Below are 26,295 nucleotides of genomic sequence, written 5' to 3' on the forward strand. Positions count from 1 at the left end.
AGTTTTCATATCTTGAATATTCATGGCTGTCGGTTTCTATGGACGGTAATTGTACTTATATTCTTCCACTATATGGCCGTTCAGGTTCTTGGCAGTCTTGAATCGTCCGAAACCGTCGTATTCGAAATGACTGCTTTTCCATGAAGCAACCATCAAATGTCCACTTGGATCATCTTCCAATACTAGAATTTCTTCCTCCACGGGATCGGGTACACTCAATGGCCCAGACCCCGAAGCGCAAAGCACATAGCCAAGGACCTCCCCTCCCGCGCCGACTTCATACATGCGCTGCATGCCCCCGTCCTGTAAACTGCTGTATAAATTACTATACCATCCGGGAAGTACCCGCTGATCTCCTGTTACGTCCGCATATAATATGACGCCTTGATTGCCGCTCATGGCCAAGAGCGGCACTTTATCGTCAGCAATCCAAACCAACAGCGATATCCCAGGAAAGCTGCCGCATGGCTCAACAGTTCGACGTTCAGAATTGTAAATGCTACGTGGAGAAGTGCTTACACAAGTTCCGTTCTGATTGGCAAAAGCCTGTCCGGCTGAATTGATCTCGTCCTGGGCCAGTTGATTGGCAGCAGCTTGCGATATGGTCGACGAATATTTGCCGGCATGCACCGTATAGGCAACCTGGCTGCCTTGGTACCCTGTTACGCAATCATTTTTAGCAAAAGCCTGGGTCCGCTCAGCATTTATGAAAATGGTACCGCCACAATCCACTCCGCCACTCCTATAATTGTAGCCGAATGCCTGTATCACATTGCCAACATAGTCTTTTGCAAACCGAAGCCGATTGAACTCGTCATAATCATAATATGTGGTGGCACCACGGCTGTCCGTGGAAGCTGTCAGCGAACCCAATTGATTATAGGTATAACTTTCCATAAGAGACCCCAACGGATATAAACGGAGATCATCGATATATCCAGTAGGGGTAATTTCCAAGTTTCCGGAAACATTCCGGCACCGGATTTCCCGTTGTTGCCATGCACCTTTTGTCAGCAAAATCGTATTGCTCACTACAACGGCCCCGCTGTTTCGGATACTCACGCCCCCCCCTTTCTCCCAAAATGTGAGCACGTAGGTTTTTCCGGCTGACAATTGCTTATCATAAGTGGTAATATACCCAGACGTACCGGCATTGTTTGTACAAAAGGATCCTACGGGTGCATCTTGATCGCTGTATCGGAGGGGTATCTGGCCTCCTCCCCCTCGCCAGTCACCATCATTCGAATTCGTCTCGAAACTTGAATACGCGCATTCTAGGAAATGGGCTCCCGATACCTGCGCAATGGGATATTTCATGAATTGGCCATAGATGGTTGAATTTGCTTTGCCGGACGCGTCGATTATTCCAACTAGTTTAGTAGTATTATAGGTCCTTGATGGGGCAAATTCGTATTCTAGCACTTTTAATAAATCCGTATCCATGTTATGTACTTCTGTGCTTCCCGTTCGGGTCACCGAAAATGGAGAATAACTGGATGTAGCGACTGGCAGTAAAACATCCAATTCATGGGCTGTGTGAGGTACCGTTCGCCAATGAAACGAGGGATACTCATATAACTTCTCTCCTTTATGCGTTACTGTCGAAACATTCGTAATCCGCTCCGTTCCACCTTCAACCAATGTTTGGACCACTTCGACAGGTGTAGCGATATTATGGTTGCGGATCAAGTATGAATAAGGATAGAACTGTGCATCACTGTACATGTTGTTGTAATTGGTATGCACATCAAAAACATACCGGTAGTTCACCTGCGTTGTCCGCCCTCGGCTATCCGTAGTGGTTTCCTGTTTCAACAGCCGATGGGTGTTATCATAGGTATAGTTTTTGGTGACTATCGTGGCATTGGCACTGTTTTGTTCATAATCATACAACGTTTCGCTCGATGGCAAGAATGCATACGTATAGTGCACATATGCTGAACCCTCCGCGCTATTGATTGGGAAGCTGGCACAGATTCTTTTGACATTTATCTTTAACGACCGAATCTGTTCATTTACTTCGTTCAAGGCAATGTATGAAACCGTCCTTCTCTTTAAAAGCTTATCCAATGTACTATAATGTCTCTCATCAATCAACTTGCCCCGATGGCTTGTCCGCGATCGATAGGGGGAATAAGGTGTATATGAAGCATGCAGTACATTCAAAGGGGATTGGTCCTGATAGCCTGAACTGTCAAAATTACTGAAATCGTATATGGAATACGATCCATCACCAAGCCGCTCAACGACGTGCGAATATCCAATATGTGTGCCATGGCTATTCAGGCTTGCCGGTAGCGCAGATTGAACTGAAAACACCCTCTTCGAATAAGTACTTCCCCCATCGGCTGATTTTACCTGATAATCCAAAAAATAGTATTGGCTCTCTCCTCCCAATATACCACTTGAAGGTAACAGGTGTATATTGGCCGTATTCGTATAGTTTCTCACATAAAAGTATTCTTTCTCCACTTTTTCGTTCGGCTTTTGTGGATCATAGCTGATAATCTTCCGTATACGTAGCCCCCCCGCTAAAGTGTTAGACGACAACTGAATCAATGACTGCCATCGTATTGCAGGAACTTTTGAACGATAATAGTGTGGCTCGAAGACGAAGTCCGTCACTCCACCAGTAGGATAAGCAATCCGTCGAAGCGAGCCAGCCCTGAGGTATGTCGCGGTGGGTTGTCTGGAATCGTGATAAGTCGCAGCATTTGCTATATTACCAAGTCTTCCACTGTAAAAGCCCCAATGATCATTTCTATGAGCTAAATACTGAGGTAACGGCACGGATGTATCGTAGCAAAACGCATAGGGTGGCTGTGAACCGTTGTCTCCGCCCATTTCCTGAATTGACAATAAGGTGAGACGCTGGGAAGAATTAGAACTGTACGTGAAGTCAAACGCCTTTTTAAATTGTCCATCCACTTCTATGCGTATTTGATCCAGTTGCTTCCACTGAAGCCTCGTTAAACTGGCCGGATAGGGATCGATTTCATCTGGAAGCTCAAGGAAGGGAAGAAACCGCAAGTAGTTTCCTTCGTTAAAAAATCGTGCGTGATGATAATCGAATATAGCCGTGGAATACCGCAGTTCGGAGGTCGTCGAACGTACAAAACGGATGACCTCGTTCTTGCAGGTGATTGAAGAAAGATAGACAGGTGAAACAAGCGTGCCCTCGGCATTCAATATCGTATTATGGGCGTCCTCGTTGCAATAGTTAGTAGTTTGGTTAACCACTAATGTGACAGACTCAACATACTCCAGAGAAATAGACATCTGATTTATAAAATCGTCGCGTTCATAAACAAAGGAAACCTCTTCACCTAATGGATATATGATTTTGGTGAGATACCAAGTATCAGCGGTCCACTGTCCATCGTTCTGATTAAAGAACCCGATGCTATACTCGATTGCATCGGTAGTACCCCCGAATATGTAGCGCACCCCATGTTCATCCGTGATGGTAAAACCCGAAAACGACTTTATATAACCGCCTAGATTTATCCATGCTGAACCCATGGGTGGACTGAAAGGCACCGGAAGAAAAACCCCGTCAAATTCTACTTTAAGCGGGCGTTCGCTTCTCACCTTCCATTGCCCGTCATGCCCCATGTAGAAGGCCCCCTGCATTCCAGCGACAGAAAAGGAGAACTCATCGGGCTCGGTATCCTTATGGAACGGAGAGTTTGCTTGCCCGCCATTTAGAATGGTATTCATATATGTCAAAGAGCTCCAATTTGACACATTGAGCACAGCGTGGTTAAAATAAAACCCGGCATTTATCCCCATGTGTGTGTGAGTGTGGTTATATTCGTCAACCAAGTCATGTGGTTTCCTTGTTATCGCCCCGCCAGCAAAAAGATTCCACCCCAGACCCACCCATCCCGGATGTAAGTCTGGCCGGACCCCCGACGCATGGTAATCAAGTGAAATGGGCAGGGAGACATCACCAGATGAGAGAACATGGAGCGGGATATTTATGGTCGGCACTCCTGTAAAGTATGACACTGGGTATTCCCCATATAATCCCAATGAGGCCGCATTTGGACTGGGGGCACTAAGGGGTTTAGTCGGGATTTGGCTGTAAAGCACTTGCGTCGTGATCATATACAGCATCACCATGATCCAATTTATTGTCCAATTTTTCATGAATATCATACTTATTTGCCTTTATCTTCCAATACCTTAATGCGCTTGTTTTGCTCGATGATCACCAACATCATCTCCTCAACCTTCTTTAAGAGCAACAGGTTCATCTCTGCAAGGTTAAGCCCATCACGTTGGATATCCGCCGCCGAGGGGATTTCCGGCAGGTGCTTGTGTTCTTTCACATAGGCTTCCACTTCGGCTAGTGAGGGTAGCAAGTAGTCAGGCTCGAACACGTAGTCCGGCACGCTGATGTCCGTCTTTACCTTTACCTCCTTGGCCAGGATGTTGCCATTGACGGCGAGTTTGGCCTGGGGGGTGATGGTTCCGATGCCTACGTTGCCATTGTTCTCCACCGTAAACCGCACATTTACATTGGCCTGTGCGGTTCCGCTGGATAGCCGAAATATCGGATGGTTAGTGGCACTGGATTCTTGGTTGATATATACCGTCGCGCCAGCCCCGTTCCTGTTGAATTGGTGGTAAGTGGTGTTACCACTTGTGGTGCGGAACAATCCCGTGTAGGTCTGGGCATTTATGGCCGTTGTTGCCAAGGTGACTACCACGACTGCCGATAGTGACTTCAGTACAAATGTCATTTTAATAATTTTTTGAATGGCTATATTCATTGGTTTCGAATTGTTCACTGCGTTTATTTTTATTTATTGGCTGCTTTCCGGCAGTAAGCCGCGGACTAGCTTTTCCAGTTGTTCTATCCGATGGTTTTGCTCCCGCTCCCGTTCATCATTGGCTTTCAGTTGTTTTTCCTGTGCTAGCAGATAAAGCGTCAACTGTTCCACCTTCTCCAGGAGCTTACGGTTCATCTCTCCCAAATCGATGCCTTCGGTTTCCGCTTCCTGTGCGCTCGGAATTCCAGGCAGGCGGCTGTGTCGCTTGATGTAGGCTTCCAGCTCGGGCAAAGGCTGCAATGCATAATCCCAACGGAATACATAATCCGGCCAGTTGGCCATTTCCACCTTGACCTCCCTGGCGCGGATGCGGCCGTTTACGGAGAGTTTGTCCACCGGAGTTATGGTGCCGATGCCCACATTGCCATTCTCGTTTTCTATCAGCAATTTTTGCCATGCTCCCCATGATACATCATCCGGATGGCCATTTCGATAAAATACGCCCCCCTCATTGAAATTCAGCTGGTAGTGTTTACCTCCACTATTGTCTGCCCACGGCGCGATCGTTAGCTGTCCAGAATAATTGCCTGCACCCGGCACACCGACCGTAGTCCTTCGTTTGAAATCAATCCGAACCGTCCTATCAAAGTTCACAGGGGAATCGATTATATCCCTTGTATCATACGGTTTCAATGCATTAGCTGTGGTTTGAGCCGCCCCGCAAACTGGAAAAGCTGCTATGACGATCAACATTGCTTTGTTTAGGTAATTCATGGTATTTTATTAGTTTCTGTCTTGTAAAATATTCGCCTCCAAAAGCTGCAATCGGGACTCCATCGCTTTCATCCGGTCCACTTCTTTACGGATTGCTTCCATTTCCCGGTCCTTCTCAATCAAGTGAAGTGTCAATTCCTCAACTTTCTCCAGGAGCTTCCGGTTCATCTCAGCTAGGGCCACACCCTCAGCTTTCACTTCACTGGCTTTGGGGATACCCGGCAAGTGCCCGTTTGCGTTGATATAGGCCTCCAGTTCGGCGAGCGAAGTCAGCCGGTAATCCGGCTGAAACACATAATCCGGCCAATTTGCCACTTCCACCTTGATTTCCTTTGCTCGTATATTACCATTCACCGAAAGCCGCTCGGTGGGCGTAGCCGTGCCGATACCCACGCGGTCTTGCATTATAGACTTGTATTGACGGGTTTTGGTGTGTGCAACAGTCATCGGTGTGGTTACGGCCAATTGGCTTTGGATTTGGTTGGCTGCCGCAGCGGTCTGCATCTGTCCATCTATTTTTATGGAAATGGTGTTTCCCGTGCTGACTAGGTGATAGATGGGAATGGTATTATTTTGGGCATCATAGTCGCCTATATGCCATTGAGTGGCCAAGGGTCCGCTGGCATCCAAAATTTCGGTGTATTCATTGAAATAACCGGAAGAGCCTTTCACCACACATATCCGCTTTTTCAGCACGCCCATATTCAGTTGGTGGTTATAGCCGCCGGTTATGGTCACGGTAAGCAGCCCGATAATGTTTTGATCGACCGGCAGCTGAATATAGTTCACCTGGTTGGCCGCACCGTGTGGGAAGGCTACGGCAAACGATTTCTCAAAATGAAAGGTCGCTTGACCATAAACATTGCAGGCCAGCATAGTGGCGATGCAGAGGAGTAATCCGTACTTCATGGTTGTTTGTGTTGGTTTTTGTTTGCCTCCCTTTTTGGTCCGCTGCCTTGTTCAAGCAACTCAATCCGATTTTCCAGGCGTTTCAACGTTTGTATTTCCTTCTCCTTCTCAATCAAATGCAACGTTAACTGTTCCACCTTCTCTAGCAGCTTCCGGTTCATTTCACCCAGGTCGATGCCCTCGGCTTCCACTTCCTGCGCACTCGGAATTCCAGGCAGGCGGCCGTGTCGCTTGATGTAGGCTTCCAGCTCGGGCAAAGGCTGCAATGCGTAATCCCCATGGAACACGTAATCCGGCCAGTTGGCCGTTTCCACCTTCACCTCCTTGGCGCGCACCCGGCCATTGACTTCGATGCCACCATGGTTAAATACCGCCTGGATGCCATTGGACGCATATCCACGAATCAGCCAACTCACCGTGGTGCCATTGTTCGAATATTGCCGCATGAACGGTCCGGACGCGTTGGAGGCCACCTCCGTATAACTGGATTCGTTTCCGCTCCATTTTGCGGAGCCGTCTGAGTTGACACGGTAGAGCTCCTTATATTCCGAATTGCGCCACTGGAAATACATGTTGGCGCTCTGCAGATCGAACAGCAATCTATCGTTGCTATTAAAAATCCGGGCAGCGCCGGATCCATCGGATGTCCGGAACCGGATATAACCGCCATTGGAAGTCGATTTCCCAACGATATCCAGTACGCTGTAGGAGCCGATCGAATAAGGGCTGGTGGTCCCGATGCCGGCATTCCCTGAATTGGGAAACCAATTACTTTGTGCCACGCTTGTGGAGGCAATCAGCAATAATGCTGAAGAGATGGTAGACGTTTTGATTATCATGGTGTTTATCTATTTGCTTTAAAGTCCTGATATAGCTTTTTTATGAGCTATGCGCTGCGCATTAACAGAACAGAATATCTTATTTACCTATCAAGTATTTTCTGTTTAATTTTTTGCTTTTAGTTGCCAGTACCTATCCCGTCTTCATGGGATGGAACCTTTGATGATTAATCCGCCAGCTGGCGGATCCCTGTGGGTTTAACTGCGAAGCATTCATGAACGCCTTTGAAAGCACGTAAACTTGTGAATAATGATTATTCTAATCATGTCTGTTTCATATTTTACTTGGTTTTCAATGAATTAATCTCCCGTTGCAATGCTTCAATCACTCCCCACATTTTTTGTTCATTTTTTTCCCGTTCAATCAGATGCAGTGTCAACTGTTCCACATTCTCCAGCAGCTTCCGGTTCATTTCGCCCAAGTCGATGCCTTCGGCCTCCGCTTCCTTTGCCGTGGGCATGCCCGGCAGGTGGCCGTATTGCTTGATGTAGGCTTCCAGCTCGGGCAAAGGCTGCAATGCGTAATCCTCGTGGAACACGTAATCCGGCCAGTTCGCCGTCTCTACCTTCACCTCCTTTGCGCGGATGCGGCCGTTTACGGAGAGTTTGTCAACCGGAGTTATGGTGCCGATGCCTACGTTGCCATTTTGGATATAGTGGTCGCCGGAGCCGGTCATTCTCAGTTTCCCGGAAGATGCCACATCACTCCTTGAGTCCAATATTGTCCTCCAATCATGGAATGCCCCGGTGACCCCATTTTCATTGGTGCCACCTGACCATGCACTGGTCCGGAAATACATCTTTTTGGTATTTGCTCCGATGTAAATATTAGATTCCCAATGATTATTATATCCATACATGGCCAGAAGGGTGCCGTAACTGTTATTATCAGGGCTGCCAACATCCCCCGGTCGCCTTGTAACATAATCATCAAACAATTTGATGCTCATGTTTCCAAGCTGGGTACGTGGTGCGGCCGAAAAATTATAATTGACCTGGGGGAAAGAAAATTGATTAGATCTTGTGGTACCTATGACATCCAGCTCCTTGGATGGTGTTGTGGTTCCTATCCCCACATTCCCCGATTCTGAAATCTTATTGGTCTGTGCCAGGCAGACCGAGGTGAGGGCCAGCGGAAGCAGCATCGATAACATGTATTTTACTTGCATATGTTTTTTTTGGTTTAACGTCAATTATCAAGGTTTCGTTGTTCAAACGGTCATCGTACAACCTACCCCCCCTATAGGCACAGGCCAAGCCAATGCCAACAAGTGGTTTGCACGCTCCCTTCTTCACTGACAGGCCTAGAAATACGTTATCTTCGGAATCTTACAAGTTTAGGCTGATGTCTTATCCACTGTAATTATCGGGATACATTTCCACAATTCCAAATTAAGTTTTAACTTTTTTTGTGGTGTCCTGTTCCATAATTCATTATTGCCTCGGTGTATGTATTAATGCTATAATTATCAACTTTGAATGTTTTTCCGGCTTCAACTCCGGCAATATACTCTAGATAGTTTTTTGCGAACGCGGCAATGCCATACTTTCCATCGGGGTCGCCAAGAGGCCCGCACGCAAAAACAAGATGCAGGCCATACTCAGTAAACGTAAAAAGCCCAGCTCGAAAAGAGCATAGCGTCATTGTAAAAACAAACAAACCCCACTATTTTTTCTGCTGGGGATTGTTGTTGTTTCCTGTTTTAGGATGTTTCCACAATACCTTTAAAGTATTCCCTAATAGGCTGATAATCTATATAATATTTATCAAACTCTTTTTCAATGGAAGACTTTATAATCATTAATTCCTCTTTAGGAAGATCTATACTTCCCCTAAGGGCCCATTTAAACAAAAGATTATCCCGATGATGTTTATAAGCCAATTTTAGATACTTCTCGCCATCACCATTTTCGTTTTCATCGAAAAACCAAGGGCTTATCTGTAACATCAATCCTCGTAAGAACAATAAATTGGGCTCATTTGGATAATGTTTATTTATAATACTTATATTTCTATTTAGTATTGATTGAAGCTTATGTTCATCTAAACTATCATTCCCTTCAACCAATAGATACCAAACAACAAACGTCTGCTTAATCAGAATTATATATGAGGGTGTTTCATTGCCAGAAATCTCCTTTTCAAGAAGTTGAATTTGATTTACATAATCTGTTTCCATATTGTTTCTGTTACCGCACATGCGTTGATTCCAACACCTGCCCCACGCTGACACCGATAGAGAGACTCTTGTCCATTATGAGGGTTTTTTCTGAACTTCATAAATAGATACATTAAAATTCAAAATACGAAAAAAGTAAGTGATTGAATTAGTAAGATTATAGAAAAAGACCCCTGTTCCATATAAAGTACTCCAAAACCAACAATATTAACCGGCAGCATTACCAATACCCTTCCGCGAGAATGTCTTGTTCTACCCGCCGCAGTACCCGCGATAAAATAAGTTTCCGGATAAACCGCGGTAAGCTCGTCGGTTTGCATCGGCATTTGCTTTATCCAATGCCCCGGCCCTATCCGTTGCCTCTCGTCGAAATTATAGACTGTGAACGATGCATGATCGTAATTTAGAACATACTCTACTCCATTTCAATAACATCTGAATATCCTGTCCAACCAACGTGTGAAAAAACGGATTCAATTGTACCTATATTAGAAAATACATCAAGAAACAAGCCATCTTTTAATAAATTTTTGATAGCCATCTTAATACTAAAACGGGATAAATCCTTTAAAATAAGCATATCAATAGACCAGAAATATCTATCCTCACTAGCTACCATCAATTTATTAATATTAGCCAAAGTAAATAATGTCCCAAAATAGACGTTTCCATTGTCTAGGATAATATTTATATCAAGATTATCGTCATATATATCTAATACCTAATAAGAAGTTGGAAACAATATCTTGAAATCCATATTTTATTTTTTTAAACTCTTATTTACTTCTATTAATCGATTAATTACCGCTTGTTGATTAGACTTATTAGAATACCCTACTATCTCTATAACACCATTACTTGTATTTTTAAAATAGACGCGTGCTCCCCCTCGGAATCTCGCTTCGAAAATACCATCACCAATGGATTTACTACCAATTCCGGGATTCATATTTCCGTTGTTTAACTGAGAAATGAGGCTATTAGCTTCGTGTCTCAATTGCTTTATAATAGTCCGCCGTGAAGTTGGGTGTGGTCACATTGGTGCCCTGGGTGAAACCTACCCGGCTATTACCCAGGTGATCCCTCAGGTAATATTCATAGGCATAGGTACTGCCGCTCTTGAGTATCCGGCCTTCCTCCCTGTGGATAAACTCGATGGCACCGGCTACATACTCGATGCCGTCCACATAGTCACGCGTCTTCGTGCTTCGGAGCTTGCGGCCAGCATCAACCCTCGGGGAATCATCCCGTAAAACGGAGGTCGCTGAGCCAAACTTTGTAAAGTCGTCGTTGATGATTATCTTTGTATCAGCATGGAATTGATTTTAAAATCAAATAGTAAGTCTAAATTGGACAAGGTTTTGGCGTTGGCGAGAGAACTGGGAATTCGCGTGGAACAAAAAGAAGAACCAGTAACGAAGACGGCTGTGGTTCCCAAAGGTAAGGCAGTTCCTGCGAGTACGTTATTGGAGAGCTTTGGCAAGGGCTCCGATTTCCCCAGTACTGACGAGGTGCGCTCGAAAGCCTGGCCTTCTTCATGGTAATTTTTGACACCAATATCCTCATTGAGCTTTACCGTGGAAACGAACGGACACGGGAAGCTGTCCTGACCTTAGCTACTGCTAATTTCTACATTAGTGCCATCACCGTGGCCGAATTTTTAGTCGGGGCCAGGAATAAACAGGAGATGCGTGCCATCCGCAAGCAACTTACTCCTTACACGATGCTTCCGATTACGGAGGAAATATCAGCCGTTTTTATCAACCTGTTTCAGGATTACAGCTTAAGTCACAAACCCAGTATTCCCGACACGTTCATTGCTGCGACCGCATTATACTATGACTTACCTGTGCTCACGTTGAACAAAAAGGACTTTCAATACTTTCCGAACATCAAATTGCTTTAAATTTACCTCTCTCTGCCCTCCCGACCCCATCTGGATATTGCGGCACAAGCTGGTCCTCCTTTCCTGTCTCTATAATCTACTAAATCCTGTCCATTTTGACAACATTTGCCAAATCATTTTCAATGACCTTCCCAACTGTTTTTGCTATTTCTGTATGGAGTGAAGAATATGCTGTTGCCTTAACATTAGTAACAAGTGAAACAAAAAGAAATAGCAATATTTTAATAAACAACCTCATTTTGTATTTCCTTATCTTAAAGTGTTACTCAGAACTTTTATCTTTTTCAAACAATTCATTATACTTTTTCACTTGAGGTGAAGTCCTAATAATGCTCTGCACTTGTTCATAATTCCACGGAACAATGTTTAGACCTTCATCTAAAATGACTAATCCGTTAAGACCGCAAAACTCAATTATGTGACTTAGTATCAATTCATAGTTACTCGTAAAATCTATTCTAAAAGAAACAGAAAGAACATTACCTTCATTATCAGAAAGAACCTCAAAGCAATTTGATTCCTGATTGCCGTATAAATCAATATCGTTGCTCCAAGATTTAGTTTTTTTGAGTGTTGAATTGATTTTGTTAAAAAAGCCTTTTTTAAGAGGGTACTTCTTCCAAAATAACTCATCATCAAATCCTTCATCAGTACGATTAAAGAAAGAATCACTGGCTAAAGTACTTACACTTTCCTTAGGTAACACTTGAAATATATATTGCCAAATTGCCATTAGTAACGAGAATAAATTAGGTCATCAACTGATTTATAGCCAGCATAAGGTAATTTGACCTGTTGTACCGGAACATTTTGAATACCTAACTCTTTTGCTGTTCTTAGGCGATGATGACCATCTACAACAAATCTTTTACCGTTATGCTCTACAAACTTTATTGGTTCTTGAACGCCATTTAACTTTATGTCAGCTTTAAGTTTTGCAAAAGCATTTTTGGACTTGGTAAGTCCGTGAATTATCTGTAATTCATAAGGACTTAATTTAGTTACCGTCTTAGCAGCAACTCTACCAGTTTACATCCATATTTTTTTCAGCATACTTAATTGGTTCAATATATTCTTCGTCTAATTTATTTAGCAACTGTCTTGATAAAAGAGAACTTTTGTTCAATACATTACTTTCATTAGCCAGTGCCTTATACCACTGTCCAGAATAAAGTTCAGATACTGTACCTTGTAATTCAACAAGGTTTGATATAATATCATCGTCTATCTTAGAATTAATCAGCTTTAACTCCTTCAAAAATTCTGGCTTTGATAGAATATCCAGTCTATGGATTGCTTCTGCAAAACTTTTTAAATCTTCTTCTGAATATGCTCTTAAACTCGTAGCCAAAATCATCAACACATATACTATTTCTTCATAATGAAATTTCAATATTTCTCTTTTCATATCAAGGTCTAAAGTTTGGTGAAGGTGAAACCCGAATAGTATTTTTTGACGTTGCGTTTATCTTACCATAAGTCAGTTTCCAATAACTTACGGGTTTACTAGTAGTTGAATGCACTGCATTTGTTTCCCATTGAGCATAAAACCTTTTATTCCCTATCTGTTTTTCGAACACGGTTCGAGTTCCCCAGTTACCCTCTAATTTTTTCCATCCGCTATTAACCAGATCATCCGATACATTAGTTAAGCTCTTATTTTTAAACATTTGACCAAAATCATCTAAGCTGTTGAATGATTTAAAACCCCCCTTAGCAGCAGTACTACTTTAATCCTTCATTTCATCTTTATTAGGTGGTCGTACCTGATTTATAAATCCTTTTTCTATCGCACCAAATTTTTCAAAATTCCTTTTGGCTTCATTTAAACTTACTCGATTAGCCCCCCCTTCATAGTCAGAGTCATTAAGCTGCACGCCATCATCCTCCCAATAACAAACAGGACAAATTTGAAAGGTGTTATCAGGCCTCTGATCTAAGGTATAGTATCCACAACATGGACACTTATACTTGTTAATAATATTAGTATCCATACAGTTGTACTTGCTTGAGATAATAATCCATTCCATTAGTTGGACGGAAAAATGTTTCTATATGCCCTTTAGGATGAGTTGTTAAAAACTCGCCAGTCTTCGAGTTAAATCTAAAATTCCAGCCTTGCTTTGACGTAAACTCACGAACATGCCCTCCAACAGGGCTATCCGCTAACTTAACCGCTCGATTATAAAAAGCTTTTTGTGATATAGATCCCCATTGAGACCATTCATCTGCATGTTTACTAAACTTCTTCGCAAGGTTAGGGAATCTTCCAGCAGTCAAAAGTTGTTGTCCCCCCTTAACGGCAACTGTCTATCAAGTCTTATTATAGAACTCAGGATGTTTATTTTTCCAATACTTTTCAAATTCAGCCATCTTTAATTCATAATTGTTACCACTAAAAAAATCATTTATCAAATCGTAATTTTCATAAATTACAGATGAGGTATGACTTAATTGTTTCCTAAAACATTCTTGAATGTCTTTTTCCTTTCGAAAATATTCAGATTTAGGAATATTGGCATCACCTTGTTTCAAGTATTCCAACAAATTAAATAGGTTTATCTCATCGTCAGGTCTATTTGTTTTATAAAGTGATGTATAGAATTCTCGAAAGTACTTTTCTATTTTAATTACAAAATTATTTGAACTATACTCAATCATATAGGATTGTCCTTCGTTCAAATCTTTTTTTTTCTGAAAGCCATATAATTCAACAAGCCTTTTAAAAAACTCATAGATATATTTTATAAAACCCTGTTTCATATCTCAATCCTATTTTTTAATCATTCTAGAAAAATCATCAGTCCAAGAATAGCCGTGTCTTTGCAAATACCTAATCTCTTGTGCAAGGACAGAGTTAGGGTCAAGTCTTGCAGGATTATATTTTCCTGAGAATATTACATCATCGCCTCTTTTAACTACTCCTTGTAAAAACTTTACATTCTTACGCATTGTCCATGCTTCATCAGTTACATCAAGGAAGTTGGCCCCGATTTTTTTCGCAGTTTCTCTATAAGTTGCCCTAGGTCCAATTACACTTACCCCCTTAGTGGCAAAACGCCCAGTCAAATAACTGCCTAACTTCGGAAGCATCTTAGATAGCAGCGCCCCCCCTATAGTACGAAGCGGTCTCTAACCCAGCCTCTATCGTACCACCTAAAAGGTATGCTGTCCCCATCGCGATATTGACCTCTCTGAACTCCTGACCAGCAAGTCCTCCCATTCTGCTGCCGGGAACCAGGTCAACTAAACCATCTACAACTGAAGTGGTATTCTCTGCCTGCATTTTCTTCTTTGGAGGATCATCTTCATCATCCTCTCCACCCATCGCCGCACTCATCCTCGCCCATGCCAACAACCCGGCTATTGCATTCGGGTCACTTGTCTGCATCCCATCCGGATCGATGAACCGGATCGGATTGTCCAAGGCATAGTTATAGGGGCTCCATCTCCGCGTCTGTTCCGCCAGTGGATCCACCGTGCCCCACCGCCCTGTCACAGGGTCATACAGCCTCGCGCCGTAGTCGTAAAGCTGCAGGCCATCCTGCAGTTCTTTACCGTTATAAAGGTAATTATTTTCCGTTAACGTGTTTGCTTTTCAGCGGCAACGGAGCTATCCCAGCAAAAGCCGGGATGGTTTTGGATTGCCTGGCCGTTTATATTGCTGGTGCTGCAGCCCAAAGGGGTAATAGTCCGCCGTGAAGTTGGGTATGGTCACGTTCGTGCCCTGGTTGAAACCTATCCGGCTATTGCCCTGGTGATCCCTGAGGTAGTATTCGTAGGTATAGGTAATGGCCGGTGTGCCGACCACGGAAACTGGCAGATTCAGGTGGTTGCCTCTCAGCTCATAAAATGAATAAGACTTCATTTCAAGTTTACTATATGGATGACTTGTATTGTTTCTTCTCCAGGCAATCCAAATATATACTTCAAATACACCTTAAATTTTAAGGCAAAACTCCCATATCCTAGATTGTATTACGCTCTTGTGGAATAACATTTACGCTTTCCTTATCTGCGTAAAAAGCAATAAATAATTCATAATCGTTTGATGATATTGTAGGTGATGGCGAACCATAGTCCATCTCAAAAAGACCTTCTATTTCTATTAATTCAATGTAATACTATGTGTTTTGATGGTATTAGTTCCGATAACCAAATACATTTTCTTCTTTATAAAATTGCATATTATTTAAAGATCGTTCCTTAACTTTCACTTCTAGTACAATTAGGTTTTCATTTCTTCGGCTTTCTGCTGTTGTTTATCTAATGATAATTGAACAATAAACCTCTCTTTTCTACTTTAATTTTCTTACGAGCGGTGTTATTAGAAATAGATTGTCTTCTTCGACTTCATTATTCAACGACCAATAATTTATCAAATCAGCAAAAATCGCTCTTTCAGATTCTAGTATTGATTTGATTTCGTTCCATCTGTCACCGATTTCCAAATCATTATTTTCATGCAGAAAATCTTCATAAGAAGCAAGTATAATGGACATTACAGCATTTTTTTTATCTTCTGACAAATCATTCTGCTGATAAAACTTAAGAAAATCATCAATTCTATTGGAGTTTGCCATTTCGATACTCCAATCCTGTTCTATACCTGTGAAAGGTAATGATAACTCCTTACTAAGCTGTTCGACTATTTCTTTTTTTAGTATCATAAAATGGAAGTTAAGGGATTAAGGGGTAAGCTGTTTTTACTCCATTCCCACCGGGAACAAGTCGTATATGAGTAGCTGCTTTAAATGTTCCATCTGGCATAATAACTCTCGCGGGGAAGCCTTTGGGAATAGGAATATTTACAGCCCCATTTGCCGTCTTTCCTAGATTATCTAAAATGAATTGAGCTGCTTTTTGATTTTCTAAGAACTGCCCTTGTGCCATACCAGAACCTTTTGCTCTGTTAAGCAAAAAGTTCGTCATGTCATCTCCGTGAGTAGTGAATGTGTGTCCAAAAGTCCTTTTAGTCAGCTGTATTCCCGCCCCAGCTACGTTTTTGCTAAATAATCTAAGGAAGAAATTTGATGTGGTGCCAGCGATTTTGCCTCCATACCCAAGTGTGAACGCTTCCGTTAAGCCATTACCAAAATCCGCTGTTGCCCCTAGTAAATCTCCGCTTTCCAGTTTATCACCACTCCTCAAAGCAGAACCGATAACCGGTATCCCATCGACAAAGTCCTGGCCGGCTTGTTTCCAGTCAAAACCCTTCTTCTTTGGTGGATCATCTTCCTCATCATCACCATCCGTCGCCGCCCTCATCCTCGCCCATAGGATCAATTCGGTCGCTCCGGGTATAGGTGCCATCCCGTCCGGATCAATGAACCGTATCGGATTATCAAACGCGTAATTATACGGCGAATACCTCCGCATCTGCTCCGCCAGCGGATCCACCGTGCCCCACCTGCCAATCACCGGATCGTACATGCGGGCACCGTAGTCGTATACCCCCAAGCCATCCTGCAACTCCTTCCCGTTGTAAAGATAACGGTTTTTCGGCGAAGGAGGTGCAATGATCCCCGATTGGTGCTGGAGCCCGAACGGGTAATAATCTGACCGGAGGTTAGCAACGGATGGATTCGTTTGCGAAAAGCCGGACCGGCTATTGCCCAGGTGGTCCCGCAACACATATTCATACAGGTAGTTGCTCCCGCTTTTGATGATCCGGCCCTCCTCCGTGTGGAGGAAGTTGAGCGTGGTGCCCTCCCATTCGATGCCATCTATATAATCCGTGGCAACACCCCCCACCACGCTTCGGAGTTTGCGGCCGTTCGCATCATACGTGTATGCCACGTTTCCCGCCACGGCGGTTATGCTTTGGGGTAGGTTCAAATGGTTGTATACAATATTGCTGATGTTATATTTATTATGGGTACTGGCCGAATTGGTATTCAACCGCGTCTTTATGTTGCCGTTCACGTCATATGTGTAGTTCGTTGTCCCAGGCAATTGGTACGGCTCAACGGTATGTACGGTTGTGGTGGCATCCATTACCCGTGTAAGCCGGTTCCCGGCATAGGTATACGCCAGTGAATCCACCCGGGTACCCCCTCCATTCATCCGCCGCAAGGCCATGATATTGCCGATCCGGTCATACAAAATCCGCTCCCTGTTGCCATTGGATGGCATGGTGCCCAGCACCAGTCGCCCTAGGTTATCATAGCGATAACGGTATCCCTTATCCAGGCTGCCCGGTGTACCCCAGCGCTGGGCGGTGATATTCCCATTATATTGCGGTACGGTGCCCGCGTTGTAATCGAGTTCCATGGCGAACAGCCCGGAGCTTTTGCGCCTGAGCCATCCCCGTTCATTGTAAAACAAGCTGTCGCGGTGTGCAAATGTATTACCGTTGTTTGTACTGTGCAGGGCTTTGATGTACGGTTGCCCGATGTGGTTATACACTTGGCGCGATAGTAGTGTGGGTGCCCCCCCGTTTATTGATTTCTCGGTGTCTACAAGCCGGTCACGGTGATCGTACGTGTTTACGGTCTCAACCGTCAGCTGCAATATGGCTGCCGTATTGCCGGCATTGGCGGTGTAATGCTTGCGTGTGTTCTTAATAGGCTGGCCCGTGAAACTGTACTCGTTTTCAATATCGTCAAAGTCATATTCGTTGACCGAACCGCCACCCTGGAAATGCTGGCTGAACTGCCTTACCAACCGGCCTAGGTCATCATAATGGTTTACGCTCCATAACATGTTACCCGTGCCGGCACCTACTCCAAGCACCTTGGTACGCGTGGCAGTAGGCATGCCTTTGGTCATGGTGCTATAACCGGACGGGACGTAGGCCGGCGGCAGCCCCGGGATACCATGACCATCGTAGTAGTTCAATGTGAGCGTGGTGGTTATATTTGATGTGGGCCACGCTACGTTGGTGTATCCCGTCCCTACCATATTACGGGTCTCACGTAGGTTGCCCATGGCCCACCCGTTTACCTGCCCTTGGAGTACGGCCCTGGAAATAGCCGTCCCCCCATTGTTCCAGATGCCTGTCATGACCACCCTTCCCAAACGGTCATACTTTGTCACCACCCATTCGTTGGCCGTCCGTTGCAGCGCGTCCTGGGTTGCCACCACCTCGTCAAACTCGTTGTACACGATGTATTCCCGTCCTTTTCCCGGAAGCTTCTTCTGCACCAGGCGGTTTCTTGTATCGTAGCGGTACTGGTAGGCCAGGCTATCCAGCCAGACGGTCAGGGCGCCCCCCACAGGCAACGCCTCCCTATCAGGATTTGAAGCGGCATTCCTACCGGGAGGGAGTACATACGTCAGGTTCCCAAAATTGTCGTACACGTAGTATGTGCTCAGCATTTCCACCGCCCCACCGTCAGCCTTATTGAAAGTACGCCTGAGTATTACACGGCCTGACTTGTCTTTATATTCCTCAACCGTGCCCAGTCGGCCATCGGCTCCACTGGCAGGCACCCAATTCTCGTCTTTGGATACGGTCACCTGCAAGGTGTTGGCCTCATATATCCCGTTGATAGCGACGTGGCCATCGAAAACGAGCGACGGTTCCCAATCCGGCTCTAGCAGCACACCATAGCGCGCTACCCGAAGCGTGGTCGACAGGGCGCCAAAAGCGGCGGCGTTGCTCGTAGTGTATTCCGTTGCGATAGTGCGCCCCCCGGTAGCCGTACGCGATTCCGCCGGTTGCCAGGTTGCCCCGGGAAACCCATTTTCCACCGGACGGCCCAGTGGTGAGGCTTCAAATACCGCTTTGCCATATGACGGTGTCATACCGCCCGACTGCACGATTTGCACCACGCCCGAACCGTTCGGGGGGCTGTTGTAGTATACAGCCTGCTGTCCGACAGCATCGTCCTTAAAAGCTCCCCCGCCGGTACCGGTTGTAACATACGGCAGGTATTCCCGATCCTGCCGGTTGTATGCGTCATAAACGACCGGCGTTACCTCATCGGCATAAGATGGAGCACCCTTCACCGCGATGGATTGGGAAAGGCGCCCCAAGCCGTCGTAGTAGGTAATGTCCTGTGCCGCATTTCCAGTGGTAAGGCCAATGGGTATTGTTCCAAGCGGCCTCCGGTACCTGGTCAGGAGGATATGGTTCCTGTCCATACTGGAATTGGTCTCCAAGGCTACGTCGCTGGTTATATACACACGCAATGTACTGCCTGCGGGGACGTGGAAACCCGGCAACAATCGTACATACTCGTTTGCCGAAATCTCAGCCTGGCCGCTGTAGTTCGACAGGGTTTGCGACTGCTGAGCACCGGCCATCCCGGTGGATGCAAACACCATGGCTATCGGGGCGGCCTTCCGCATAAATTTAGCTATAAACATAGTCACCTCCATTTTTATAAGACCGCTCCATAATTGCTCGCCCTCACCTCATACGTTCGCCCGTACTGCAGCGTGATCGTATCTCCTGAAACCAGCCTGGTCGCCTGCCCCGTATCCTGGGGGATGATACTGTAATCCATAAAGAAATTCTCCTCATAGTTCACATCGGCACTGGGCCTCGGGCTGACCTGGTATTCGCCAGCAGGGAGATACAGCGATGTGATGGCTATGGGATGGCTATAGATATGATTGTACCGGAACGTATGCGTAGCCACGATGTGCCCGTCCTGGAGAAAATCGATTTCCATTTTCCCCGGATGGGTGAACGCCGTATGGTACATCGCAAAAAAATCGACATGCACCGCATTGGCCATCTGGTTGCAGGGCATTACCGAAGGATGGGGGAAAACCTGGTCAAGCGCGGACTCGGCCGTATTGTTAGCGAATGCCTGGTTATATCCGGAGTAGGTGCCACCGGGTACGATATAGTTATGCATGGTGAGCTCTTCGGTTCCGCAGGAGAAATTGAACGAACGCATCATGGGTATATTGGTGAAACTAGCCTGTGGGTTTATGGCTTTCGGCCCCACTACATGGTAAGTGTACTTTCCCGTCGGGTGCTGGTTATGGTCTTTTTCCATGATTAACCTGCCAACCCCGTCGTATTCATAGTATGTGTTCAACCCATTGGGTTGCGTTTCACTACTGAGGCCAATAGATGGTTTGTAGGTATATGTGCTTACTTCACGGTCGCCGGAAAAATGGCTACGTAAACCGCCAAGAAGCGTCCTGAGCGATGCATCGCTGGTGGGGTTTGCAATCTGTGCATTTGAGATATACGTTGAAGGGATGGATGAATGAGTAACGCCCCTCAGTTTGGCCACCGGATACGACGCGTTGTATCCCCAAAGGTAGGAAGTGGCGATCCCGTCGCGTCCGGTGGTTTGCAGGATGTTACCATATTGATCGTAGGCATCGAAGCTGATATCGGTTACCAAACCTCCCCCTTTTGCCGAGCGTTGGATAGAAGAAGGGGCTATCAGGTTCCAGCCTACTGGAAACACAGCGTAATTAGTCCGTTCCCGGGATACTTCGATTCCCATTGATACGTTGGTTTCCACGGTTTCGACCAGTAAACCGACCATGTTCTTATTGATCATTTGCGCATGCACACCCCCGACAAAATCATAGGCGTACCGGAAATCCCGGCGTATGCTATGCCCTTTGCTGTCTATCCGGGTGACCCCGGAAGGGCTCAAGTAGTAAGGGAGGCCATTGTAATGGTACGTCATTGTGGACGTATGCACCCCGTCTCCGTCAAACCATTCCTCCGTTTCGCTGTTCAGCAACAGGCTTCCAACTGGAATACCATACTGCCCCATTATAAAATCCGGCTGCCCATAATATATGTTGGAAGGCGCAAAAGGCACACTACTATCATACGTATTCCCCCCGTAAATCCCGGAGACAACATGGTATATTGTATGGGGGAATGCGAATACCACGCGTAGTTGTTGGGGTCTCCAATGGACCGTGTAGTCGAAATGCTTGCGGTTGACAGGTTCAAAGCGCCGTGTTTCCTTGTCGTACCGATAATGGGCCACCGACTTACGGGCGCCCATCAGCCCGCTGGTCTTCAACCAGGGGATGTTCGTATTCTCAACCATCCGTTCGCCCAACAGGTGCTGCGACCACCCATCAAGGTACGTCTCCGGTGGGTAGAACTCGGTCACCGTCTTGCCTGTCTGTTCCCCAAAGTCCTGTTTGTAGGCCGTTACCTTCGTATAGTATATCGGGGACCCATTCGCATAGGTGTAATCGAGCACCGATGCCGGCCTGTAGGTCGTCTTCGTCTCAACAGCCTTGATAACCAGACAGCTACGGTTAGCGCATGTGTTTGGTGGCATGGTCGTCGTGGCCAGGTACACGACGTTCTGCGCAAAGGTGACCGCGTCAAAATGGTGCCTTAGCGGCTCGGGCGAAAGCCTAGGCCGGGTGTGCAGCACCCCCGTACCCTCTTCCAAATCTCCGTACCGGTAATATTCCATGGTCGACGGCAGGGTAGCCCCCGCATCGTAGTGGCTGATGCTGCGTATACGCAACCCGCCGCTAAGTTGGGGAAGCTGTTGTTCGTGGGACGTGCCGACAAACCGTTCACGATACTTGTTTGCCTCGAAATCGAAACAGACGGACCCACCTGTTGGATACACGATGCGTGCCAGTATGCCGCGTTGCATCGCCTCTTCGTCGGGTTTTTCGGCCCAGGGATCGTATTCGCCAAAACTGACAGCTATATTGCTTGCGAAATCCTGGCAACCATAGTCAATGCTGAAGTAGTAACGCGGGGCCGTGACCGTGGTCAGCGGAAGCGATACCGCGCTTCCGAAATCCCTTTCCTTCGTGTTACCATTACTGTACCCCCAAGCATCATGGCCCTTCAGGTGGTTGCCAAAGCAAAACTTGTTCTTGTAGACCAGCCTATAACGTTCATACGTATCCAGCCCATTCCGGACATGCAGAGAATCCAGGTACCTGGTGCCCTGGAAACTGGAGCCGTTGTAATTGGGTGTGGATTGTGGGTAATATTGGGCGTTTTCATATGAATGGAAAAAATGCCAGGATTTCACCTCCGCGCCGTTACCATTTAACAAACGAATACTGTTAAGTCCGTCTGCCCCGTCAAATACCAGTTTTCCTCCCCTGAATGATATTTCGGAAACTGACAGCCCCCGAATCTGCGACAAGGTATTTCCGCCAATCTGCCCACTTGGATAGACCTTGTCCACTATATTGTGCTGGGCGTCCAGATAGGGGACATGGAATTTCGCCGGCTGGTTGGCCCCGGCCGTCACCGCCAGGTACTTCGGCGTGGATATCTCGTGGAAGGGGACTATCGCAACGAGGCTTTCATAGTTGAGGTTATAGAGATTCATCGGGTATAGGTCTGATCGGCGGTAATTGTCCAACCCGCAGGGATTATCGTTCTGGTAATATTCCACATAATCGGTATGTGTAACGTATTCAACCATTGTTTTGGGCGTATAAGTAAACAATATGTCATCTATACCTGATGCGCTTTGGATGCGTTTACAACGCCAGGAAGTTACGGTCATGTTTGTTAATTCCCTTCCCCGTGCCAGTAGCTGGTTGACGTCGCCGCCCCCACCGGGATCGCCGAAATAATAGACGGTACCATCCGTGTCGGTGATGATGAACCGCCCATCTTCATAGTGGATCTTGACATTATCATATGGCACCGGAACGATTGTGTAGCTTGTCCCCAAGGCGTCCTTCTGAAAGTAAAACGAGCCCGACTTGCCCAAGAGGTTGTAGTTGAACTTATCAGGCTTTCCATCGCGCTCCCCAAATGCCATGTAGTAAGCGTTGGCATTAGTGAATTCCCCACCCCCCAATGGATACGAATAAGTGTCTCCGGCATTGTAATAGGCCTTCATCAAATTGTTGTTGATATAGCCCTGCGGAGTGAAGTCGTCCTTTCCGTTGACGGCCCGGGTAATTTGCAGATCGGTACTCAGCGACCAGCCAAGCCCGGTGCGGGTGGCCTGTTCATTGATCTTGAATCCCCCGGCATGGTAGTTCAACGTGACTGGAAGCTTCATCCCGCCGACATTGATTTCATGCAGGGGGATATTAATATCTGGAACACCGGTGTTGAGGTTAACCGGATAGTTCACCATTTTGGCCAACGCCGCCGCCTCTGGTGAAACGGGAATAATATTGTCGGCCTGTCCGTGGGTAAGCGCGGGCAGGCCCCCCAGTATGTATACCATAAATAATATATGATGGATCTTTTTCATGGTGGCTATTTCAGGTTTATGTGGTTTTTAATTCGTTCGTTTTCCTTTCTCAGCTCAATCAAATGAAGTGTCAATTCCTCAATTTTCTCTAGGAGCTTGCGGTTCATCTCGCCCAGATCGACGCCCTCAGCTTCCGCTTCCTGCGCACTCGGAATTCCAGGCAGGCGGCCGTGTCGCTTGATGTAGGCTTCCAGCTCGGGCAAAGGCTGCAATGCATAATCCCCATGGAATACATAATCCGGCCAATTAGCTGTCTCTACCTTAACCTCCTTGGCGCGGATGCGGCCGTTTACCGAGAGTTTGTCCGCCGGTGTGGTGGTGCCGATGCCCACGTTGCCATTCTCGTTTTCTATCAGCAATTTTTGCCATGTTCCCCATGACACATCATCCGGATTGCCATTTCGATAAAATACGCCCCCCTCATTGAAATTCAGCTGGTAGTGTTTACCTCCACTATTGTCTGCCCACGGCGCGATCGTTAACTGTCCGGAATAATTGCCTGCACCCGGCACACCAACCGTAGTCCTTCGTTTAAAATCAATCCGAACCGTCCTATCAAAGTTCACAGGGGAATCGATTATATCCCTTGTATCATGCGGTTTCAATGCACCCGCTGTGGTTTGAGCCGCCCCGCAAACTGGAAAAGCTGCTATGACGATCAACATTGCTTTGTTTAGGTAATTCATGGCATTTTATTAGTTTCCGTCTTGTAAAATATTCGCCTCCAAATGCTGCAATCGGGACTCCATCGCTTTCATCCGGTCCACTTCTTTACGGATTGCTTCCATTTCCCGATCCTTCTCAATCAAATGCAACGTTAACTGTTCCACCTTCTCTAGTAGCTTGCGGTTCATTTCACCCAGATCGATGCCGTCGGCTTCCGCTTCCTTTGCCGTGGGCATGCCGGGCAGATGGCCGTTCGATTTAATATAGGCTTCCAGTTCAGGCAACGGCTGTAGTTCATAATCCCCACGGAACACATAATCAGGCCAGTTGGCCGTCTCTACCTTCACCTCTCTGGCGCGGATGCGGCCGTTTACCGAGAGTTTGTCGGCCGGCGTGGTGGTGCCGATGCCCACGTTGCCATTGTAGTTTACCATAAACTGGTTTTCGATGTTCATCCGCGCAACGGTTGCACTGGCCCTGACAGTGCCGTCACCATCGAGTAGTGTGCCTGTGTACAATGTTGCAGGTCGCCATCCATAACCATCGTCTGTCTTCACGCTCAGCGATGAGCTAGGGATGTCTTTGGTGAAATTAACTTCAATGAAAGTATTTGTCCCATCGCCGGTAAGCCTAGCGGCCGACCAATGTGGGGACGACTTGCTGTCGGAATGCACCGAAATCCCTCCTATGTTGCTCCAGTCTTTAAACCAATCAATATGCAAAAAACATGGGGTAAAATTCCCGCCACCCCTTGTATAAACGCTCACACGGCCGAATCCCCGTCCATTCTGCCCCTGTACAGTGGCTATCCGCTTCCAGCCCGTTCCTCCCGTGGCGACATTGACAGTGGTTTGGGCAGATAGGGTATGGATGGATAACATACCGAGGGCCATAATAATCAACAATGTGTTTTTCATTTGCTTTGGATTTGTAAAGTGAATATGGAGGCTAATTCGTCCCTCAACCATAGTTTTAATGTTTCGTATTCCTGTTGTTGTGCTGCTATAAGTTTGGATTGCTGTTTGATAAGCTTGTCTTGGGCGATTGTATGCAGTGTCAACTGTTCCACCTTCTCCAGCAGCTTCCGGTTCATCTCGCCCAAATCGATGCCTTCGGTTTCCGCTTCCTGTGCGCTCGGAATTCCAGGCAGGCGGCCGTGTCGCTTGATGTAGGCTTCCAGCTCGGGCAAAGACTGCAATGCGTAATCCTCGTGGAACACGTAATCCGGCCAATTGGCCGTTTCAACCTTCACCTCCTTGGCCCGGATGCGGCCGTTTACCGAGAGTTTGTCTGCCGGCGTGATGGTGCCGATGCCCACGTTGCCTAAGTTGTTTACCAAAAAAGGGATATTGTCCAAGACACCATCCTTATCAGAGTCGGTCCGTACAGCAAAGGCATCTTTAGCGTCATTACCATAGATATCTATCACGAAATGGCCCCACTTTCTCCCGGTGATGGATGCAGCCAGTGTGGTGACTCCCGGGTTAAGCGAACTGACATTGAGGCTGTGAGTGAGTTTGACTTCGGCCGCACCGCCGAGTTTTATAGATCCGTTGACCTCTAATTTTTCCTGTGGGTCAGCAACACCTATCCCTACATTCCCATCTGGTGGAAAAAAATTGGTCTGTGCCAGGCATACCGAGGTGAAAGCCAGCGGAAGCAGCATCGATAACATGGATTTTACTTGCATATGGTTTTTTTTTGGTTTAACATCAATTATCAAGGTTTCGTTGTTCAAACGGTCATCGTACAACCTACCCCCCCTATAGGCACAGGCCAAGCCAATGCCAACAAGTGGTTTGCACGCTCCCTTCTTAACTGACAGGCCTAGAAATACGTTATCTTCGGAATCTTACAAGTTTAGGCTGATGTCTTATCCACTGTAATTATCGGGATACATTTCCACAATTCCAAATTAAGTTTTAACTTTTTTCATGGTTTAGCTACGTGCTGGAAATGCTGGTTGAACTGCCGGATAACACGGCCCTGTCATTGTAATGGCTTACGCTCCATAACATATTCGTGAAACCATGATAGGCAAGTACGAACGCGGCATGCCTTCCCTTCCATCGAGCCCGCTAAGAAGCTGGCATATGCACTGGGCGGATTTTG

Annotated in this window: 25 protein-coding genes and 2 pseudogenes; 2 read left to right on the forward strand and 25 right to left on the reverse strand. The window is 46.2% G+C overall.

The annotated features are described in order from the left end of the window. Positions 1 to 36 precede the first annotated feature (36 nt). The 10 genes from NF543_RS05690 to NF543_RS05735 all read right to left on the reverse strand — a co-directional run bounded on the left by NF543_RS05690 (position 37) and on the right by NF543_RS05735 (position 10,667). Positions 37 to 4,152 carry a DUF5977 domain-containing protein gene (locus tag NF543_RS05690; RefSeq protein WP_257667146.1) on the reverse strand — a complete coding sequence of 1,372 codons (4,116 nt, stop codon included), beginning with the start codon at positions 4,150 to 4,152 and terminating at the stop codon, positions 37 to 39. Between the two features lie 11 nt (positions 4,153 to 4,163). Further along, positions 4,164 to 4,748, reverse strand: coding sequence for a hypothetical protein (locus NF543_RS05695; protein ID WP_257667147.1), 585 nt, complete (start codon positions 4,746 to 4,748; stop codon positions 4,164 to 4,166). Between the two features lie 63 nt (positions 4,749 to 4,811). Continuing rightward, on the reverse strand, positions 4,812 to 5,552 hold the full coding sequence (locus tag NF543_RS05700) for a hypothetical protein (RefSeq protein ID WP_257957440.1): 741 nt from the start codon (positions 5,550 to 5,552) through the stop codon (positions 4,812 to 4,814). A gap of 9 nt (positions 5,553 to 5,561) precedes the next feature. Continuing rightward, entirely contained in the window at positions 5,562 to 6,461 is a 900-nt protein-coding gene (locus NF543_RS05705; protein WP_257667149.1) for a hypothetical protein, read from the reverse strand. Then, complete coding sequence (locus tag NF543_RS05710; RefSeq protein ID WP_257667150.1) at positions 6,458 to 7,300, reverse strand: hypothetical protein; 843 nt, start codon at positions 7,298 to 7,300, stop codon at positions 6,458 to 6,460. The genes NF543_RS05705 and NF543_RS05710 overlap by 4 nt, the downstream gene beginning before the upstream one ends. 281 nt (positions 7,301 to 7,581) lie before the next feature. Then, on the reverse strand, positions 7,582 to 8,469 hold the full coding sequence (locus tag NF543_RS05715) for a hypothetical protein (protein WP_257667151.1): 888 nt from the start codon (positions 8,467 to 8,469) through the stop codon (positions 7,582 to 7,584). Between the two features lie 534 nt (positions 8,470 to 9,003). Continuing rightward, positions 9,004 to 9,480: a hypothetical protein gene (locus NF543_RS05720; protein WP_257667152.1), complete on the reverse strand. Its 477-nt coding sequence runs from the start codon at positions 9,478 to 9,480 to the stop codon at positions 9,004 to 9,006. A gap of 415 nt (positions 9,481 to 9,895) precedes the next feature. After that, complete coding sequence (locus NF543_RS05725; protein ID WP_257667153.1) at positions 9,896 to 10,120, reverse strand: hypothetical protein; 225 nt, start codon at positions 10,118 to 10,120, stop codon at positions 9,896 to 9,898. A 120-nt stretch (positions 10,121 to 10,240) separates the two neighbouring features. Continuing rightward, entirely contained in the window at positions 10,241 to 10,477 is a 237-nt protein-coding gene (locus NF543_RS05730; RefSeq protein ID WP_257957441.1) for a hypothetical protein, read from the reverse strand. Further along, positions 10,461 to 10,667, reverse strand: a complete 207-nt coding sequence (locus NF543_RS05735) for a hypothetical protein (RefSeq protein ID WP_257667155.1) — start codon at positions 10,665 to 10,667, stop codon at positions 10,461 to 10,463. The genes NF543_RS05730 and NF543_RS05735 overlap by 17 nt, the downstream gene beginning before the upstream one ends. Before the next feature lie 174 nt (positions 10,668 to 10,841). Here NF543_RS05735 and NF543_RS05740 point away from each other — a divergent pair, with 174 nt between their 5' ends. Together NF543_RS05740 and NF543_RS05745 are read left to right on the forward strand one after the other, a co-directional pair. Continuing rightward, positions 10,842 to 11,024, forward strand: a complete 183-nt coding sequence (locus NF543_RS05740; RefSeq protein WP_257667156.1) for a hypothetical protein — start codon at positions 10,842 to 10,844, stop codon at positions 11,022 to 11,024. Beyond that, complete coding sequence (locus NF543_RS05745) at positions 11,018 to 11,386, forward strand: type II toxin-antitoxin system VapC family toxin (RefSeq protein ID WP_257667157.1); 369 nt, start codon at positions 11,018 to 11,020, stop codon at positions 11,384 to 11,386. Before NF543_RS05740 ends, NF543_RS05745 begins: the two co-directional genes overlap by 7 nt. 262 nt (positions 11,387 to 11,648) lie before the next feature. Here the strand turns inward: NF543_RS05745 and NF543_RS05750 are convergent, their stop codons facing one another. From NF543_RS05750 to NF543_RS05815, 15 genes and pseudogenes are all read right to left on the reverse strand, one after another. Next, entirely contained in the window at positions 11,649 to 12,119 is a 471-nt protein-coding gene (locus NF543_RS05750) for a hypothetical protein (RefSeq protein WP_257667158.1), read from the reverse strand. Next, positions 12,119 to 12,379: pseudogene (locus tag NF543_RS25645) on the reverse strand (ParB N-terminal domain-containing protein); the annotation flags it as partial. The pseudogene NF543_RS25645 and the gene NF543_RS05750, both read right to left, overlap by 1 nt. A gap of 28 nt (positions 12,380 to 12,407) precedes the next feature. Further along, positions 12,408 to 12,794, reverse strand: coding sequence for a hypothetical protein (locus tag NF543_RS05755; RefSeq protein WP_257667159.1), 387 nt, complete (start codon positions 12,792 to 12,794; stop codon positions 12,408 to 12,410). Between the two features lie 322 nt (positions 12,795 to 13,116). Then, a complete protein-coding gene (locus NF543_RS05760; RefSeq protein WP_257667160.1) occupies positions 13,117 to 13,380 on the reverse strand; it encodes a CPCC family cysteine-rich protein in 264 nt (87 codons plus the stop codon). Beyond that, complete coding sequence (locus NF543_RS05765) at positions 13,370 to 13,666, reverse strand: hypothetical protein (protein WP_257667161.1); 297 nt, start codon at positions 13,664 to 13,666, stop codon at positions 13,370 to 13,372. The genes NF543_RS05760 and NF543_RS05765 overlap by 11 nt, the downstream gene beginning before the upstream one ends. 33 nt (positions 13,667 to 13,699) lie before the next feature. Continuing rightward, positions 13,700 to 14,149, reverse strand: a complete 450-nt coding sequence (locus NF543_RS05770; RefSeq protein ID WP_257667162.1) for a hypothetical protein — start codon at positions 14,147 to 14,149, stop codon at positions 13,700 to 13,702. 9 nt (positions 14,150 to 14,158) lie between these two features. After that, positions 14,159 to 14,479 (reverse strand): hypothetical protein, encoded by a 321-nt coding sequence (locus NF543_RS05775; protein WP_257667163.1) that lies wholly within the window; start codon positions 14,477 to 14,479, stop codon positions 14,159 to 14,161. A 1-nt stretch (position 14,480) separates the two neighbouring features. Continuing rightward, positions 14,481 to 14,957, reverse strand: a pseudogene (locus NF543_RS05780) (RHS repeat-associated core domain-containing protein); the annotation flags it as partial. A 42-nt stretch (positions 14,958 to 14,999) separates the two neighbouring features. Next, a complete protein-coding gene (locus tag NF543_RS05785; protein ID WP_257667164.1) occupies positions 15,000 to 15,254 on the reverse strand; it encodes a hypothetical protein in 255 nt (84 codons plus the stop codon). Positions 15,255 to 15,684: 430 nt separating this feature from the next. Next, the gene (locus NF543_RS05790; RefSeq protein WP_257667165.1) at positions 15,685 to 16,056 is read right to left on the reverse strand and encodes a hypothetical protein; all 372 of its coding nucleotides are present in this window, start codon (positions 16,054 to 16,056) and stop codon (positions 15,685 to 15,687) included. A 10-nt stretch (positions 16,057 to 16,066) separates the two neighbouring features. Further along, positions 16,067 to 19,699 (reverse strand): DUF6443 domain-containing protein, encoded by a 3,633-nt coding sequence (locus NF543_RS05795; protein ID WP_257667166.1) that lies wholly within the window; start codon positions 19,697 to 19,699, stop codon positions 16,067 to 16,069. Positions 19,700 to 19,713: 14 nt separating this feature from the next. Beyond that, entirely contained in the window at positions 19,714 to 23,517 is a 3,804-nt protein-coding gene (locus tag NF543_RS05800) for a hypothetical protein (RefSeq protein ID WP_257667167.1), read from the reverse strand. Positions 23,518 to 23,522: 5 nt separating this feature from the next. Continuing rightward, on the reverse strand, positions 23,523 to 24,203 hold the full coding sequence (locus tag NF543_RS05805) for a hypothetical protein (RefSeq protein WP_257957442.1): 681 nt from the start codon (positions 24,201 to 24,203) through the stop codon (positions 23,523 to 23,525). Positions 24,204 to 24,212: 9 nt separating this feature from the next. Beyond that, positions 24,213 to 25,100, reverse strand: coding sequence for a hypothetical protein (locus NF543_RS05810; protein ID WP_257667169.1), 888 nt, complete (start codon positions 25,098 to 25,100; stop codon positions 24,213 to 24,215). Further along, positions 25,097 to 25,873: a hypothetical protein gene (locus tag NF543_RS05815; RefSeq protein WP_257957443.1), complete on the reverse strand. Its 777-nt coding sequence runs from the start codon at positions 25,871 to 25,873 to the stop codon at positions 25,097 to 25,099. Before NF543_RS05815 ends, NF543_RS05810 begins: the two co-directional genes overlap by 4 nt. Positions 25,874 to 26,295 lie beyond the last annotated feature (422 nt).

This window comes from Parapedobacter tibetensis, from assembly GCF_024704835.1.
Lineage (GTDB): Bacteria > Bacteroidota > Bacteroidia > Sphingobacteriales > Sphingobacteriaceae > Parapedobacter > Parapedobacter tibetensis.